Origin of the sequence: Chryseobacterium sp. SIMBA_028, from assembly GCF_046535285.1 — a bacterium.
Classification (GTDB): Bacteria; Bacteroidota; Bacteroidia; order Flavobacteriales; family Weeksellaceae; genus Chryseobacterium.
Genome location: NZ_JAWRWZ010000010.1, coordinates 38406 through 55223 on the forward strand (window position 1 = coordinate 38406; position 16818 = coordinate 55223).

Here is a 16818-nt window from a genome sequence, read left to right on the forward strand (position 1 = left end):
AAGTAACCTACTATTTCTCATCCCAAAACCCTATTTTAGCCATCCGAAAACAGAACAATGACGACCGTAGAATTCATACAGAAACAGCTCAATATTTCAGAAAAGAGCATTAACAATACCTTACAATTATTAGCAGAAGACTGTACCATTCCTTTTATTTCCCGTTACCGAAAAGATAAGACAGGAAATCTGGATGAAATACAGATCGAACAGATTTCAAAGATCAGTAAGCAGTTTGAAGAGATTGTTAAAAGAAAAGAATCTATTTTAAAATCTATAGAGGAGCAGGATGCATTAGCTCCTGAACTTAAACAGAGAATTGAAGAAAGCTTTGATATACAGGAATTGGAAGACTTATATCTTCCTTTTAAAAAGCGTAGGAAAACCAAAGCTGACACTGCCAAGGAAAAAGGGCTGGAACCTTTAGCCAAGATCATTATGAGCCAGAAGAACGATGATATTCAGTTTTTGGCTTCAAAGTATTTAAATAATGATGTTCCGTCTGAAGAAGAAGCTCTTCAGGGCGCCAGGGATATTATGGCAGAGTGGATCAACGAAAATATGTATGTTCGTAAGAATCTTCGTCGGTTATTTCAACGTAAGGCTATTATTACTTCAAAAGTTGTGAAAGCAAAAAAAGAGGAAGAAGACGCCCAAAAGTTCTCCCAATATTTTGAATGGGGGGAAAGCCTTTCCAGAACTCCATCTCATAGGCTTTTGGCCATGCTAAGAGCTGAAACGGAAGGTTATGTAAAAGTAAATATCGGTATTGATAAGGAAGAAGCCATTGACTTTATCGAAAAGGCCATTATCAAATCTAATAACGAGAGCTCGGAACAGATTGCTTTGGCAATCAAAGACAGCTACAAAAGACTTCTTGAACCTGCTATTTCCAATGAAACATTACAGGAAGCTAAAGAAAAGGCTGATAAAAAAGCCATTGAAATCTTTTCTGAAAACCTAGGTCAGTTACTTTTGGCTCCACCATTGGGAGAAAAAAGGATTCTGGCTATAGATCCGGGATACAGAAGCGGCTGCAAAGTGGTTTGCCTTGATGAAAAAGGAGATCTTCTTCATAATGAAACCCTCTACCCTCACGCTCCACAGAATGAAACAGGAATGGCCATGAAAAAAATCCGCTCCATGGTAAATGCCTATAATATTGAAGCCATCTCCATTGGAAACGGAACCGCCAGCCGCGAAACAGAATTTTTCATAAAAAAGATTGCCTTCGATAAACCATTACAGGTTTTTGTGGTTTCTGAAGCGGGTGCATCCGTTTATTCGGCAAGTAAAATTGCAAGGGATGAGTTCCCAACTTATGACGTTACTGTGCGTGGCGCAGTGTCTATCGGAAGAAGACTTTCTGATCCATTGGCAGAGCTGGTAAAAATTGATCCAAAATCTATTGGTGTTGGGCAGTATCAGCATGATGTAGATCAAACTCAATTGAAGAATGAATTGGATTCTACTGTGATGAAATGTGTAAACTCGGTGGGAATTAACATCAATACGGCCAGTAAATCTTTATTAAGCTATGTTTCAGGGATTGGAGAAAAAATGGCAGAAAACATCGTTAATTATAGAGCTGAAAACGGGGCCTTTGAAGATAGAAAGCAGCTTAAAAAAGTTCCAAGACTGGGAGAAAAAGCATTCCAGCAGGCAGCTGCTTTTGTAAGAATCTCCAATTCTAAAAATCCTTTGGATAATTCTGCCGTACATCCTGAAGCGTATGGAATCGTTGAAAAAATAGCCAAAGATTTAGGAATTAAAACCGATGAGCTCATTGCCAATAAAGAAAAAATAGCCTTGGTAAAACCTGAAAGCTATGTTACAGAAGAAATTGGAATTCTGGGAATTAAGGATATTTTAAAAGAGCTTGAAAAGCCAGGATTAGATCCAAGAAAGGCAGCCAAGGTATTTGAATTTGATCCTCATGTAAAAAGCATTAAAGATTTAAAGGCAGGGATGATTTTACCAGGAATCGTTAACAATATTACCGCTTTTGGATGCTTTGTAGATCTTGGAATTAAGGAAAGTGGACTCGTTCACATTTCACAATTGAAAGAAGGTTTTGTATCTGATGTTAACGAAGTGGTAAAACTACATCAACATGTCCGTGTAAAGGTAACGGAAGTGGATGAGGCAAGAAAAAGGGTTCAGCTGAGCATGATTTTGTAACTTCTTAATTTGAAAACTAACCCCGTTAAACATAAAATAGCAGTATACTTTGAATACAAAAAATTTAATCTTCGATCTGGATGGTACATTGTGGGACCCTAGAGCTACCATTATTGGGATATGGAATGAGGTCTTAGGAAAACATCAGTTGATAAAGCCAGAGCTGAAACCTGAAGACATGGATCAGTACATGGGCCTATTGGCCAAAGATATTGTGAAAGATATTGTTCCCAGAATTTCAGATGAAAGAGCTAAGGAGATTCTTTCCGAGATTGTGGCTCAGGAAAACAAGGTGCTTCGTGTGCAGGGTGGAATCCTTTATAATGATGTGGAAGCTACTTTAAAAAGCCTAGCCAATACACACAACCTATTTATCGTCAGCAACTGTCAGGATGGTTATATTGAATCTTTTTTAGAATATTATCAATTCAATGATCTCTTTGTAGATTTTGAGTCTCACGGACGAACGCAAAGGCCAAAATCCGAAAATATTCAACTCGTGATGGGACGAAATCATTTATCTATTGAAGATTCTGTATACATTGGTGATACACAGACGGATTATGACTCCGCAAAAGCCAATGGATTGCCTTTTATCTTCTGTGAATATGGCTTTGGTAAACTAGACGCGCCACATTCGTCCTCCATTTCAAAATTCTCAGACCTGGAACTTTATGTTTAATTACAATCGAAAGGTTTCTTTAATAAAAAAAACAAGGCTGCCTCCATGGAGACAGCCTTTTGTATTTGTAAGTTTTTATCGTTTTTTTATTTATAATCCTTAGAACTTCTTTTTGGTTCTCTTGCTTCCGGCCATTGTACCGTACCGCCTTTTTCATCCTTAGGCATTACTCTTTTTTCTCTGTTGGTAAATTCCGGATCCTCAGAAGCCATATACGCTAATGCAGCCGTTAGGATAACATTGTTTTTCACCTCATCGAAGACAATTTTGTCATAGGTATCTTTTGTGGTGTGCCAGGTATATCCAAAATATCCCCAGTTCAAAGAACTTAGAGAAAAACCAGGTACACCCGCTGCTACAAATGAAGCATGGTCTGAACCTCCACCTCCAGGCATTCCCGGGAAATCAGTTTTTATATGGCTTCTCACCGCCTTTGGAACTCCGTCAAGCCATTTCCCGATGTAGTCATATGCTTTCACAAATCCCTGACCACTGATATTGATCACACGTCCCGTTCCATTATCCTGATTAAAAGCTGCCTGCACTCCTTTTATAATCTGTGGATTATCTGCGACAAAACCTCTGGATCCGTTTAACCCTTGTTCTTCGCTTCCCCAAAGCCCTATAACGATTGTTCTTTTATTATTTGGATAATATTTTTTCAGAATTCTCATGGTTTCAAGCATGGTAAGCGTTCCTGTTCCGTTGTCTGTAGCTCCTTGAGCACCATCCCAAGAATCAAGGTGAGCAGAAAGGATTACATATTCCTCAGGTTTTTCCTTACCCTTAATCATTCCAATCGTATTGAAATTTTTGGCATCAGGAAGAACTTTGGATTGTGCATCAATCTTAATTTTAGGCTGAGCTCCTTTTTCGGCCATTCTATAAAGCATTCCATAGTCTTCCACGTCAATATCAACCATTGGAATTTTAGAGGTCTTCGCTCCAAAAATTCTGTTAGCACCCATAATTCCTGTCCAGTTTGAAATAGCAATCCCTGCTGCTCCTGCCTTTTCTAAAGCTTCGGGAAGGGTATTGTTATCATAGCCGATATTTTTTACATATGCTGTAAAATCCTTGGTAGCCTGATCTTTTTCTGCTTTAAGTTTTTCATACAGCTCCGGGGTTGCAAATTCCTTGATCTGTTCATCAGAACGTCCTATCTTCTGATACTGAGCCATCAGTACTATTTTTCCCTTTACAGACGGAAGCCATTTATCAAATTCAGCCTTGGAAGACACCTTTGGAAGAACAACCACCTCCGCCTCTACAGCCTTCTTAGTTGCAGGACTCCATGCCAATTGCGTTGCTGACAATGACTTTACACGTGGAAATACCATATCAACATGGGTAGTTCCTCTTTGCCATCCTTTCCATGTTCCAAACTGCTGAAGATTAGCATCAATTCCCCATGAACGAAGCTTTTCTGCACTCCATTCGTTGGCAGCAAGCATTTCCGGAGTTCCTACAAGACGCGGTCCTATACCATCCAGAAGCTCGTAAGCCATACCCTCTAGCTGAGAATTATTATTTACTTCATCTACAAAACTTTTTACGATAGGGTTAAGGTTTTCTTTTGGATCCACCTTTACCTGAGCCCATGAAAATTGGACAGCCAACACTACAGCTGGTACTGCAAAAAATCTATTTATCCTCATAATATTTATTGATTGGTTTAAAGATAAAAGAAATTGTGGAGATGGTAAAGGAATAGGGTTAAAATTTGCTTTATCTGCAAGAGTTTTCGCCTTTAATGTGAAAGTGCAAGAACATAAATATAAATATCTCCTGAAAATTTACAGATGAGAAGATATAATTTATTTTAAAAGGAAACTCAAGGAAAAATCATTTTATCTGAGATAGTTCCATACTGTTCGTTCACAAATTCCTGTTCTTGTTCGGAAAGCAAAATGGTATTATTTTTATCTTCCTTTACCTGAACATTATCCCAAATATTTTTACTAAAATCTACTTTGGGATTAAGCCCATCCGCATCAGATTTTTTAAAGGTATTATAAATGAGCTCTCTGCTTATTCTCTTCTCATGTTTTATCCCCTTGTAGTAAGCGATATACTTATTTCCTTCAAGTCGGGTTAATGCAGGTACATACACACCTCCATTTTTATAGAAATCAAAAATAAGCACTGCATTTCCAAGCTGATAATCATATTCTTCACCGGTTGCCGTTTTTCTCTTAACCATCGGGAAGTTTTCCTGTAAATAGTGTATTTCAAAATAGGTAATTACCTTATCTGCTTTATTAAACTTAAATTCTCCTTTCACATCAATCCCCTCTGATGATTTAATTTTAAAAGTAATTAACTGCTCGTCACCCTCTTCAAAGATCATCCATCCAGAATATTTTGTTTTTTTATTCTTTAGATGAAATAGGACGCGGTTCAGTTCAAAATTGAAAAAATAATTCCCCATGTATTCATGTGAAAATTCATTGGTACCGGGGATAAAAATCTTGTCTGACTTTATGTTTTTCAAATATTTTACATTGTTCAGCTGCATTTGTAGAATTCTGTCATAATCCTTTTGAAATCCATCCTTATAATTGTAATAATTACTTTTACTCCATAGCTTAGCCTCTGCAATAGTCAGAAAATAAAGTTTATTATTATCACTTTTTTTCTCTTTGTATACCACATCATAAACAGATGGTTCTCTATAATATCTTTTCTTATAGTTTTTATTTACCTCCTCAAAGATTTCCCTGATGTCTACACTTGCCATTTTTACTTCATCAATATTTTTATAGGCTCTTTTCAGCTTTATTGAGGAATTAAATTCAGGGAATTTAGCATTTTGAAAGCCTGAAGCTGAAACGTTAAAATTGACAGCGCTCTGAGATACAGGAGCATAGCCGTCTTCGTTGGTATAAACAATTTGATCTTGTGAAATAATTCTTGCATTGGGAATCGGACTGCCTGTTTCCGAATCTACTACCCTAATTTTTTGAGCAGAAATAAGTCCAAAATACAGGACCAAAAAGAAGAAATAATGTTTCATAATAACCTATACCATTGATGTTTCTAAAATACAAATTATCTACAACGTTCTCACTATACGGTGTAAAAATTAATATACAACAAATTAAAGGGTGAATAATGAAAGCTAAAGATAAGTCGGCTGGAATAGAAAAGTGAAAATCACCTTATGTACAATATCTGTCTGAGGTAACATCAAGGCATAAAAAAACCGGCTACAAAAGCCGGCTAAAGGAGAATTACTTCTTAGCTTCTTCTACAGAAACTTTTCTGAAATCCTTGAACAATTTGCTTAGTTCTAAAGCTGATTTACGAGCTCTTGTTCCAGCTGCCTTGTTTCCTTTTTCCGCTTGTTGGTTTGCCTCAGTTGTAAACGCTTCAAATTCCGCGTTGATTTTTTCAATTAGTTCTTTCATTTATTTAAAAATTTAGGCTGCAAATATAGGTTTTATGGTGATTCGAGCCTAACTACAGTGAAAAAAATTTGAGGTAAAAAGCTATTTTTTCAACATATTTCTATGTAAGAGTCGATTTTTCTCTAGTTAACACCCTCAGAATCTTTTAAAAAGCACGTTTTATCACCTGAGAGCAGGTTCTCAAGAGATTTGGAATGTTTCAAAAAGAACTTCTTTTTACTCATCAAGACAACATAAAAAGCATTAAACAAGTCAGATCAACTTTTTCTCATGACCCTTAAAGAAGAAAATCTTGTGCTTTTTCACCCATTTTCCTCAATAAAATAATTCTTTCAGAAGTAATTCTTTCTGCAAAAACAATCCGAAAATGATGACTATATTGACCTGTACGTGAGAATGTACCTCCGGGTGTAAATAGAACCTTATGATCTTCACAGTACTGATAGAATTTCTGCATATCCATATTTTCCGGCATTTGCCCCCAAATGCTGTATCCTCCTTTTGGTTGCTGAAAGTATGAATCTTGAGGAAAGTATCGCCTTAAAACCTCCAAGAGCAGAACTGCCTGCTGATGTAATTTTTTCCTGAATGAGCGCAAGTGTCTTTCATACCTGTTTTCCTGCAAAAGCTTAAGAACAAGCTCCTGATAAATCGGGGAAACTGTTCTTCCTAAGGCAAACTTTGTTCTCTCTGCTTTCGAATAATAATTGCCTGCATAAAGCCACCCCAAACGAATACCGGGTGCCAGTGTCTTTGAAAATGAGGAATAGATCATTACCAATCCTTTATGATCAAAGCTTTTAATACTGGATGGCCTTTCCTCTTCAAAATAAAGATCAGAATAAATATCATTCTCAATAATGCATAGCTTATGAACTTCTGCAATTGTTAGTATTTTCTTTTTGGCCTCGTCACTCATCATGATACCTGTAGGATTATGAAAATTAGGAGTAACAACCAGAGCACGCACATCATTTTCAACACAAGCCTTTTGAAAATACTCTACATCAAAACCATTGCAATTATTCATTGGAACTTCAATCACCTTAAGCCCCAGATTCGTGATCACCTCCAATACGGAAAACACACAAGGGCTATCTACCGCAACAATATCTCCGGCCTTTGTTACAGAGCTTAATGCAATTGTTAAGGCTTGTAAGGCTCCGTCAGTAATAATCAATTCTTCAGGATTTAATGTACAGCCATATATTCCCATCCGTTGGGCAATCTGTTTCCTCAATGACTCAAGTCCGCTGGAGGGATAATACCTGAGTAATGATGCTCCTTTTTCACGAATTACCTGCTGCATTGTCCTGAGGATCAATTTTTGTGGAATCAGGAGGTCTCCAGGCACTGTATTATTAAAGGAAGCCGCCTCGGAATTTGGTTTGGAGGTCAGCATCATATTCTTCATAAACACCTTATCCCTTACTACCGGCGAAAGTGTTGTCTTTATCTCCGGAATACGCCTTTCTTTCATCTCAGTAACAAAATATCCTGAACGCGAACGACTCTCAATTAATCCCTTAATCATCAGAGATTCAAAACCACTTTGTATGGAACTTGTACTTAGATTATACCTTTCCTTTATCTCGCGGACAGAAGGCAAACGATCTTTAGCCTGCAAAATTCCTTTGCGGATTTGCTCCTCAATCCCCTTTGTAAAAACTTCATATTTATAAGACTTCACCATGCTATCTGAATCTGTACTGAACAAATTTACAAAATACCCATCTGTATCGGTTATATTTTAACAAACTGTACCTATTATGAATAGATTAATCTTATAATTTTGATAAAAAAAGAATGGAAGTCATTTCAAAATTTACCATAGGTTCAGACCAGGGAGTTGATGATCTTTTTACAGTCATTACATCTTCGATTAGCAATACTTACAAAAACCTTATTTCAGAGGAAAATCTCAAAAAATACATTGAGAACTGGGATCCGAGAAAAATGATTAATGAACTGAATAATCTATCTAATCAGCTTATCATTACCTACGCAGATCAGAAGCCGGTGGGATATGGCATTTTGAAAAGTGGTTCCGCTTATCCTGGCTTTTCAGAAGACAAAAGAATTACAGAACTTAATTTTGTTATTCTTCAGGAATATAATTTATCTGAAATTAGGGAATCTCTTTGGAAAAAAAGCAAATCTGCAACAGCATTTACAGATATATTATGGACTAATATCTTTACAGAAGATCCTTTATTGGAATTTTTCAAAGAGTCTGGTTTTGTTATTAAGGAAAACTCGCAAACAAATCCATTTCTCCTGCCGTCTTATATTATGGAATTACAAATCACTAAAAATTAGAAAAAACCTTAAAAGAATTCGGATCATATACAACTTATTCAAAGGCAAATCTAAAGACAAAAGATTTGCCTATCTTTGATTTTCATAATTTAAAAGTAATGAGTGATCAACTGGAAACCATAGAAGATTATTACAAACGCACCCGTAAGGATCTGTTGGAAATGTCATATTCAGATCTTGAAGAAGGAAAGTCTCATTTCAATATATTTCCCCGGAAATACTGTGGCTTTAAAAGTCCTTACAACCGACGTGATTATTATAAAATCTGTTTTATGATAGGAAAAGGAACGGTTCATTATGGCTCACACAAACTCTATATTGACCGTCCGGTTCTTTTTTTTCCATCACCCAATATTCCTTATTCGTGGGAATGTGGGGATACTATTCAGGAAGGATATTTCTGTTTGTTCAATCAGGAGTTTTTTAATGGAAATTCGGAGTTTAATTTATTTAAAAAGACTTCGTTGTTTAAGGAATGGAGCAAGCCTTTTATTTTTCTGAATGAGGAGCAGACACAGTTGGCCAATATGTATTTTGAGCAGATGCACAAGTTGAACCATTCTGCTTATCCGTTTCGATGCAGCGGCATTAAAAGTAACCTTGCCTCTGTGTTACATCTTGCTTTAGAAAGCCGTGTGGAGGATATAAGTCTTAATGAACTTCCAGCTAACGTCCGACTGTACAGATTATTTGATGAGCTGCTTAATAAACAATTTCCTCTGGATTCACCTGCGTATCCATTAGCCCTAAAAACGGCTTCTGACTTTGCAGACCATTTGAATGTACACGTCAATCACTTGAACTCCTCAGTAAAATCAGTAACCCATCTCACTACAACACAAATCATTAAGGACAAAATGTTTGAAGAATCTAAAAACCTCCTCAAATATACTAACTGGGACATTGCTCAAATTGGCTACACTCTTGGTTTTGAGCAACCCTCCCATTTTAATAACTTCTTTAAAAAACATGCTCAGGTTTCACCATTAAAATTTAAGAACGCTATTTAAATATTTGAATTTTGTAATTTTTACTTTGTCTTTTAAAATTGGTTTTTCTATTTCTTGAACTATTTTTGCATTGTAAAAAAGAATGAATATGTTGAGAGAAGCATCTGAACAACGCATCAGATTAATAACCATTGTGGCCTTTGTGTCTATTCCACTTTCGGGATTTGTCACTGATATTTACTTACCCTCTTTTCCCTCCATGGCCAAGGAGATGATGGTTTCGGAAAAAGATATCCAGATTACGTTAACGTCTTATCTGCTGAGCTATGGGATTTCCCAATTGTTTGTAGGTGGAATTCTGGACAGCATTGGACGTTATCGCCCTAAGCTGATTGCTTTATTTATTTTGATACTGAGTAGTATTTTAATCACCACAACCAACAGTATTTTTTTAATATGCCTGCTCCGTATTCTTCAGGGGGCTGCTGTTTCTGTTCTTGTAGTAGCTACCCGTGCTATTTTTGTAGACCTTTATGACTCAGAAAAAGTAAAGCATTACCTGAGCTACTTTACCATTGTATGGTCCTGCGGTCCTATTCTGGCTCCTTTTCTAGGAGGTTATCTTGAAAAACTTTTCAACTGGCATGCTAACTTTTATTTCCTTGCTTTTTATGCAGGATTTTTATTCCTGTTTGAGTGGTTCTTCAGTGGAGAAAGTCTTCCACAGAAAAAGAAACTGGATCTTTCGGAAAATATCACCCTATACAAGATGATGCTTAAAAACAGAATCTTTATGCTGGGAATTTTTATTTTAGGACTAAGTTATTCCATTGTGATGCTGTTCAATATTACAGGACCGTTTATTATTGAAAACACCTTTAATTTCACCCCTGTAGTGATAGGATATTGTACCTTAATTCTGGGATTCTCATGGATGATTGGTGGTTTTATTGGAAAGCGCAGGCTGACATTGGATTTTAAACCCAGAATCCTACAGCCAATTTTGCTTCAATTGATCCTGATTGCAAGTTTAATTATCACCAGTTATTTTGCAGAAAGTCTTTTCATTATGATTCCTTTTGCCTTTTTTATTCATATCTGCTCCGGAATTTTATTTACCTCATTTTTTACAACAAGTATGTTATACTTCCCTAAAAATGCAGGAACAGCAGGTGGTTTAATGGGCGGTTTGGTTTATGTAATTACTTCAATAACCAGTTTTATTATTTCCATAAGCGGAACTGTTACAGAACAAAAAGATCTTTCCTGGCGTTACCTCATCATTGCATGTCTACTCCTCGGAATTATTCTTGTTATGCATCGAGCTGTAAAAAAAGAAAAAGCAGAGAATTAATCTCTGCTTTTTTATTCCTTATCGCTTATTTTTGAATTAATTAAGCATTAATACGTCCCAATTTGTACGGATGACACTCCTTTCATTTTCACTTTTCTTCCCACTCTTTTCAGCAATCCGGTCTCAAGATTCCGTTTAAATACAGTTGCTGTTCCACTTACTGAGTTTGTTGTTATTAAAAAATTTCCAGTGCTGTCAATAGCAAATACCCTTGGATGTTTTCCTCCGGTCGGTTGGTATCCTACATTTTTCAGAGTTCCGTCATTTTGAATTGAAAAGATGGCTATATTGTTCTCCTGACCTCTATTTGAAGCGTATAAATAACAGCCATCGGGAGAGATATGAACATCTGAGCTTTCAAAACTATTCTTAATTTTATCTGAATGAGTATTTATTCTCTGAATACTTTCTAATTTTCCACTTTCATACTTAAATACACTCACCGCTCCCGCCATTTCCTCAATACAATAGGCATAGTTACCATTGGGATGAAATGTAAAATGCCTTGGTCCACTTCCTAAAACAGCTTGTGTAAAAGGTTTTTCAGTCTCTATCAATGGTTCCCTCTGATCATTGTTAAAGCTATAACTTCTTATTTTATCTGCTCCCAGATCGGGTAAAAACACATAATCAAAATTAGGCGAAAACACAGTTGAGTGAATATGGGAACGCTCCTGTCTGTTCGGATCAATACTTCCCTCTGAAAATTGGAGATTCTGAACGTACGGTTGTATAAATCCATTCTCTGAAACCAGATAGACTGAAGTACTTCCCTCGGTATAATTCCCATTTATCAGCCATTTACCATTTTTGTGAGCAGCCAGATACACAGGATTTTCGCCTCCACTTTTTTGGCTATTGATAAAAGTCAGTGTCTTTTTCCGGGGATTAAACTCGAAACTGCTTATGCTTCCTGCACCTTTAGTTTTACTTTCAGTACAGGCAAAAAGATATTTTTTGTTGGGGGACAAAGTCAGAAATGATGGATTTAAAATTCCCTTAACAGATGTTACTTTTGATAGTTTACCTTTAATGGTATCCAGTTGATAGACATAAATTCCCTCGATTTCTTTATCACGGTTAAATGAGCCAAAAAATACATATGTATCCTGTGCATATAGGTTGATAGCTGATAGGATAACAACAAGCATACTACTTATCCTTTTTTTCAATTTTATTAGTTTTTGGAAATGTTTTGAAAAATACTGCGAACGAGCTGCAAATGTATGTATTAGTTACTATTCAAAATACTGAATCGTTATGGTTTTTTGAGAAAAAATCAATAAGCTTTATTAAATAAAGATAGACTTTAATCTAACCTTATTACTAAGAGAAAACAAGGATATTATAGATCCTCTATTAGAAAGGTTTTTCCTAAGATTATTTTTAAAATAAGAATACTGAATGATATGCAATTATCATAAAGATTTAAAATCATCATCAATAATATAAAATCAAGAGGCATTCATTTACCTCTTTTTTGATTTTTCATAACTATCAACTTCTAGTGTAGATATAATTTTATCTACAATTAATACTGACCACCTTTATTTTAAGATTTTTAAAGTATTATTTTCTCTGAAAAAGCCAACTACCACTCTCTTTATCACCCTGATTAACTGTTCAATGATAAAAGGGTATAAAATTTTTCACAATTTTTAGACACTTATTAGTGTCTTATTTTATATATTTGCACAAACTAACAACCATTCTATATATTTTAACACTACGTTGAGAAAAAAAAAATTTCGAATACTAAGGTAAAAGCACTAAATGTAACAGCATCATTAGAGTTCTAATGATGCTGTTTTTTATTTCTTTATAAAAGGATCCATTCTGATCGTTGGCACAAGCAGAGGCGTTTACTAACTATTGAGATTATTAGTATGATAAATTATCATAGGCTTGCCCTATTAAAAAAGACACCGCTCTTTTGATGTTATCACGTCCATCAGTAGAAGTAACATCTACTCCACAAAAAATATTGCTATTCACAGAAGACCTCAAATTCAAATAATAAAGACCCGAAACTATGATTGCCATTGTAGCACGAAGATCTTTCGAATTCTCCTTAAAATAAGGATCCATCATTAATTTAAATATGTATTCTCCGTTTTCCTCCTGGGTATCTGTGAGTTTTTTTAATGATTTTCGAGACTCAGATAATCTCCATAGTAGTAGTTTTTGTGCTTCCTTATTTTTATATATATAATCAAACTGCGAGTGTAACATTTCTTCCATGAATGATCTTCCTCCGTCATCTATCTTCGGCTTCATTTTTTCAATTTCTTCGGTTGTAATTTTGCTCCAGTAATCGTGTGACCGAATATATTCATCCATCAACCCATCCATACCACCAAAATAAACGTAGATCATTTTTTTATCAACCCCGGCTGTAGAAGCAATATCATTAATTTTTAGTCCTGCATGGCCTTTTGTTTTTAGAATTTTTCCAACGGCATCCAAAAATTTTTTTTTACTACGCTCCCTGTTTCTAATACTGCCTGCTGTTGATTTTCTTTCCATGCTTAAACATTCAATTGTACAAGTTTAAGAAAATTTAATCATTTTAAACACTAGTTAGTGTCTTATTTTGTATATTTGCACCAACTAACAACCATTCTATATATTTTCAAACGCGATCTGGGTGAAAAAAAATGTAAAAAATTTCGAAACACTAAGGTAAAAACACTAAAAGTAACAGCATCACTAGATTTCTAATGATGCTGTTTTTTTATTATTTAAAATAGGAATATTTTCCTCAATCTTCTTGAGTATTCAAATTTTCATAGGTTTGCCCTACCATAAAGGATATTGCTCTTTTAACTCTTTCACGTCCTTCAGGACTATTCATGTCCAGACCACAAAAAACACTACCATTTACTGATGCAAACATATTCAAATAATAAAGCCCGGAAACCATGATCGCCATAATTGCTCGAAAATCTTCTGAATTTCCTTTAAAATAAGGATGGAAAATATATTTAAAAATATGTTCTCCGTTTTCTTCCTGGGTATCAATTAGTTTTTTTAATGACTTTCGAGGTTCAGATAAACTCCAGAGTAATAATTTTTGGGCTTCCTTATTGGTATAAACATAATCAAACTGGGAGAGTAGCATTTCTTTGATAAAGGATTCTCCACCGTCTTTTATATCAGGTAATATTTTGTCTGTCTTATCTGTTGTTGCATTAATCCAATAATCCTGTGAGCGAATGTACTCGTCTATCAAGCCATCAATGCCACCAAAGTAGGTGTAGATCATCTTTTTATCTACACCTGCTGTAGTAGCGATGTCATTTACCTTTAATCCTGCATAACCCTTGGTTTTCAGAATTTTCCCAACCGCATCCAAGAATTTCTTTTTACTGCGTTCCTTGTTTCGGATACTGCCCGCTGCTGATTTTCTTTCCATGATTAAACATTCAATTATACAAGTTTATGAAATTTTTAATTATTTTAGACACTAATAAGTGTCCTAATTTCATATATTTGCACAAACTAAACCATTCTACATATATAAAACACTATTTGGATTAAAAAAAATTATGACTAATTTTGAAGACGTTATTGTCCATTTTAGAACCTACAACATTCAAGCATAAGGAAAATGGGAAACATTGAAGTTTCTATTCCAAAGGTTATACAAATGCTGAAACTAAAATAGTAATTGCTCAGAATTCCAGATTTCGTGTAGGGTCAGCCAGTAAAAACTTTTGCCACAGCATTAATCCCAAACGCTGTATAAGTTGATAAATCTAAACTGAATGACCCTCTCGTTAAAAGGCTTCTTTAATTAAAAGCTACAAGAAGTATAAAATATTCAGAGACTAAAAGGTAAAAACACACAACACTAGCAGAAACACAAAGTTTCTAATGATGCTGTCTTTATACTTCCGAACGAAATATTAAAAATTATTCGGTTTACACATTACAATATCAATATTTTTATCTTTAGTTAAAATTATAACACTAATAATTAATTTAAACAAATTAAATCATGAAGAAAATTTTGGTACTATGTGGCCTGGTATTTCTAACAGCCTGCTCAAATCCAACAAGCAAAAAATATAATGAAGCTACCATGGCTGAAGACCTAAAAGAAATTGGGGAAAGCAAAAAATGGAACGAACAAGATGCAGGATTATTTGCAGGATGGTTGATAAGAGCTAAACTGAAAGGTGAATCTTTAGAAAACAAGACCTATCAGGGTATTCTGGACGAAGCTAAAAAATTTAAGGCCGAAGAAGAAGCTTTGGCAGCAAAAGCAAAAAAGGAAGCTGAAGCAAGGAAACAGAAAATGAAAGAAGCGCTTATTGTGACAATATTTGATAAAGAATATGTTCCGAGTAACTTTGATGTCGGGAGATTAGATGATTATAACTTATTCAAATATGCTATTCAAAATAAATCTACAAAAGAAATAAAAGCTGCTAAAATTAGCTTCAAAATCTATAATGCATTAGGAGAACAAATTGGAGACTCTTATAGCATGGATTTTACAGATGACAGAATTGCAGGTAACGCTACTTTTAAGGGTGATGCCGCTTTTGACTATAACCAGTTTTCTAATGAAGATAAAAAAATAGCCGCTGCAAAGCTTGAAGACTTAAGTTTTGACTTTGATGTTCAGAAAATTGTATATTCTGATGGTTCGATACTTGAATAACCGCTTTAAATTAAGTTACAACCTACTTTTCAGGTTTCAAATAAATTAATAATGAATAAGTTATGATTTTTAGAATTAATTTCCTTAATTTTGCACCCCGAAAATAGGGATTCAAATTATGAAAAGAGTTGGTGAGCATAGAAAGCTTCTTGGGGTTGACAAAAATGTAACTTTAAAAGAATTAAAAGTAATTTACAGAAATACGATGAAAGATTCGCATCCTGATAAATTTGTTAATGATGAAACTGGAAAACTGGAAGCTGAAGAAAAAAGTAAGGCTGTAATTGAAGCCTATCATTTTTTGGTAAGCATTAATGAGGAAACTCAGGAAAAATATAAGGAAGAATATACTGAAACAATAACAAAGTCTAATATTCATGATTTCTATTTTGAAAAGCAGATTTTGAACATTCAGCATTTGAATGGAAAAATGTATGAATATCTAGGTGTACCAAGAAATACGTATATAAAAATGGTGAATGCAGATTCACCAAGCCGTTTTGCAAGAAGACATATCTATGGAAATTTTATCTACAGAAAGTCTGGTGAGGCTATGGAAGATTAATTTTTCAATAAAAATAAAAAAGACTTTCGATTTATTCCGAAAGTCTTTTTTTATACAAAAATAAAAGGAAGAAAAAGTTATACAACTTCCTACTTCACATTTAACTGAAAAATTATTATTTCATATAACATTTTAGGTCCTCATTTAAAATCCCACTCTGAATTCAATTAGAATCCTATATTTCAATTAATTATCAATAGAAACTATATTTTTTTGGTACCTTGTTTATGATGTATTGAATAAAATTCAATCATTATGATGGGAACCTTCTATTAAAATACGCTGTTATTTGTTATAATTAAGCCTATATTTACCAAAATTTAAAATAATGAATTATAAGCTTGAGCTCAATACTCAAGAGCCTAACTCTAAAATTGTTTTTCATAACATTTTATTTGATGCATTCAAGATTAATGTTGTTGAAAGATTTATTGGGTCTATGAAGTCTCGTCCAACACTATGTGAAGTATTATTTAAAGTCAGAACTATAGACAATGAGCTCATTAAAAGAAAGGATGATAACATCAGGGTGAAGATTAAAGGAGATGATTTTGAAACCTATCAAAAGCTAGCGAGGGTTTTGAGTTCTTACGAGTATAAAAATAAACTGATCAATAGAAAAGATGCTGAACAGAATTATGTTCATTTCATTTTGAGCTTGGTCATTGCTAATTATAATCTGAATTAA

Annotated in this window: 15 protein-coding genes; 8 read left to right on the forward strand and 7 right to left on the reverse strand. The window is 34.6% G+C overall.

Translation table 11 applies throughout. The annotated features are described in order from the left end of the window. Positions 1-57 precede the first annotated feature (57 nt). Positions 58-2181, forward strand: coding sequence for a Tex family protein (locus SCA31_RS14250; RefSeq protein WP_410697633.1), 2124 nt, complete (start codon positions 58-60; stop codon positions 2179-2181). A gap of 49 nt (positions 2182-2230) precedes the next feature. After that, complete coding sequence (locus SCA31_RS14255) at positions 2231-2863, forward strand: HAD family hydrolase (RefSeq protein WP_410697634.1); 633 nt, start codon at positions 2231-2233, stop codon at positions 2861-2863. An 86-nt stretch (positions 2864-2949) separates the two neighbouring features. On the opposite strand, the gene SCA31_RS14260 is transcribed toward SCA31_RS14255, so the two are convergent. From SCA31_RS14260 to SCA31_RS14275, 4 genes are all read right to left on the reverse strand, one after another. Next, the gene (locus SCA31_RS14260) at positions 2950-4521 is read right to left on the reverse strand and encodes a M20/M25/M40 family metallo-hydrolase (protein ID WP_410697635.1); all 1572 of its coding nucleotides are present in this window, start codon (positions 4519-4521) and stop codon (positions 2950-2952) included. 176 nt (positions 4522-4697) lie between these two features. Continuing rightward, positions 4698-5879 carry a hypothetical protein gene (locus tag SCA31_RS14265; RefSeq protein WP_410697636.1) on the reverse strand — a complete coding sequence of 394 codons (1182 nt, stop codon included), beginning with the start codon at positions 5877-5879 and terminating at the stop codon, positions 4698-4700. A 217-nt stretch (positions 5880-6096) separates the two neighbouring features. Next, positions 6097-6273: a histone H1 gene (locus tag SCA31_RS14270; protein ID WP_076351451.1), complete on the reverse strand. Its 177-nt coding sequence runs from the start codon at positions 6271-6273 to the stop codon at positions 6097-6099. Between the two features lie 277 nt (positions 6274-6550). Further along, a complete protein-coding gene (locus SCA31_RS14275) occupies positions 6551-7990 on the reverse strand; it encodes a PLP-dependent aminotransferase family protein (protein ID WP_410697637.1) in 1440 nt (479 codons plus the stop codon). 89 nt (positions 7991-8079) lie between these two features. Here SCA31_RS14275 and SCA31_RS14280 point away from each other — a divergent pair, with 89 nt between their 5' ends. From SCA31_RS14280 to SCA31_RS14290, 3 genes are all read left to right on the forward strand, one after another. Continuing rightward, complete coding sequence (locus tag SCA31_RS14280; RefSeq protein WP_410697638.1) at positions 8080-8592, forward strand: hypothetical protein; 513 nt, start codon at positions 8080-8082, stop codon at positions 8590-8592. A 98-nt stretch (positions 8593-8690) separates the two neighbouring features. Beyond that, positions 8691-9602, forward strand: coding sequence for a helix-turn-helix domain-containing protein (locus tag SCA31_RS14285; RefSeq protein WP_410697639.1), 912 nt, complete (start codon positions 8691-8693; stop codon positions 9600-9602). A gap of 88 nt (positions 9603-9690) precedes the next feature. Further along, on the forward strand, positions 9691-10896 hold the full coding sequence (locus tag SCA31_RS14290) for an MFS transporter (protein WP_410697640.1): 1206 nt from the start codon (positions 9691-9693) through the stop codon (positions 10894-10896). Positions 10897-10943: 47 nt separating this feature from the next. Here SCA31_RS14290 and SCA31_RS14295 read toward each other — a convergent pair whose 3' ends face one another. The 3 genes from SCA31_RS14295 to SCA31_RS14305 form a co-directional block, all read right to left on the reverse strand. Continuing rightward, entirely contained in the window at positions 10944-12068 is a 1125-nt protein-coding gene (locus tag SCA31_RS14295; RefSeq protein WP_410697641.1) for a lactonase family protein, read from the reverse strand. Between the two features lie 709 nt (positions 12069-12777). Then, entirely contained in the window at positions 12778-13422 is a 645-nt protein-coding gene (locus SCA31_RS14300; protein ID WP_410697642.1) for a TetR/AcrR family transcriptional regulator, read from the reverse strand. A gap of 235 nt (positions 13423-13657) precedes the next feature. After that, complete coding sequence (locus SCA31_RS14305; protein WP_410697643.1) at positions 13658-14311, reverse strand: TetR/AcrR family transcriptional regulator; 654 nt, start codon at positions 14309-14311, stop codon at positions 13658-13660. 585 nt (positions 14312-14896) lie between these two features. On the opposite strand from SCA31_RS14305, the gene SCA31_RS14310 reads away from it, so the two are divergent. The 3 genes from SCA31_RS14310 to SCA31_RS14320 all read left to right on the forward strand — a co-directional run bounded on the left by SCA31_RS14310 (position 14897) and on the right by SCA31_RS14320 (position 16818). Beyond that, positions 14897-15565, forward strand: a complete 669-nt coding sequence (locus SCA31_RS14310) for a hypothetical protein (RefSeq protein ID WP_410697644.1) — start codon at positions 14897-14899, stop codon at positions 15563-15565. Positions 15566-15683: 118 nt separating this feature from the next. After that, positions 15684-16130 carry a KTSC domain-containing protein gene (locus SCA31_RS14315; RefSeq protein WP_410697645.1) on the forward strand — a complete coding sequence of 149 codons (447 nt, stop codon included), beginning with the start codon at positions 15684-15686 and terminating at the stop codon, positions 16128-16130. Between the two features lie 328 nt (positions 16131-16458). Further along, the gene (locus SCA31_RS14320) at positions 16459-16818 is read left to right on the forward strand and encodes a prevent-host-death protein (RefSeq protein ID WP_106915504.1); all 360 of its coding nucleotides are present in this window, start codon (positions 16459-16461) and stop codon (positions 16816-16818) included.

Excerpts from the sequence above, each read along its gene's own strand:
- SCA31_RS14280 (WP_410697638.1), top strand. The coding sequence starts at position 8,080 with ATGGAAGTCATTTCAAAATTTACCATAGGTTCAGACCAGGGAGTTGAT.
- SCA31_RS14270 (WP_076351451.1), bottom strand. The coding sequence starts at position 6,273 with ATGAAAGAACTAATTGAAAAAATCAACGCGGAATTTGAAGCGTTTACA.
- SCA31_RS14290 (WP_410697640.1), top strand. The coding sequence starts at position 9,691 with ATGTTGAGAGAAGCATCTGAACAACGCATCAGATTAATAACCATTGTG.
- SCA31_RS14260 (WP_410697635.1), bottom strand. The coding sequence starts at position 4,521 with ATGAGGATAAATAGATTTTTTGCAGTACCAGCTGTAGTGTTGGCTGTC.
- SCA31_RS14315 (WP_410697645.1), top strand. The coding sequence starts at position 15,684 with ATGAAAAGAGTTGGTGAGCATAGAAAGCTTCTTGGGGTTGACAAAAAT.
- SCA31_RS14320 (WP_106915504.1), top strand. The coding sequence starts at position 16,459 with ATGAATTATAAGCTTGAGCTCAATACTCAAGAGCCTAACTCTAAAATT.
- SCA31_RS14250 (WP_410697633.1), top strand. The coding sequence starts at position 58 with ATGACGACCGTAGAATTCATACAGAAACAGCTCAATATTTCAGAAAAG.
- SCA31_RS14285 (WP_410697639.1), top strand. The coding sequence starts at position 8,691 with ATGAGTGATCAACTGGAAACCATAGAAGATTATTACAAACGCACCCGT.
- SCA31_RS14305 (WP_410697643.1), bottom strand. The coding sequence starts at position 14,311 with ATGGAAAGAAAATCAGCAGCGGGCAGTATCCGAAACAAGGAACGCAGT.
- SCA31_RS14310 (WP_410697644.1), top strand. The coding sequence starts at position 14,897 with ATGAAGAAAATTTTGGTACTATGTGGCCTGGTATTTCTAACAGCCTGC.
- SCA31_RS14300 (WP_410697642.1), bottom strand. The coding sequence starts at position 13,422 with ATGGAAAGAAAATCAACAGCAGGCAGTATTAGAAACAGGGAGCGTAGT.
- SCA31_RS14265 (WP_410697636.1), bottom strand. The coding sequence starts at position 5,879 with ATGAAACATTATTTCTTCTTTTTGGTCCTGTATTTTGGACTTATTTCT.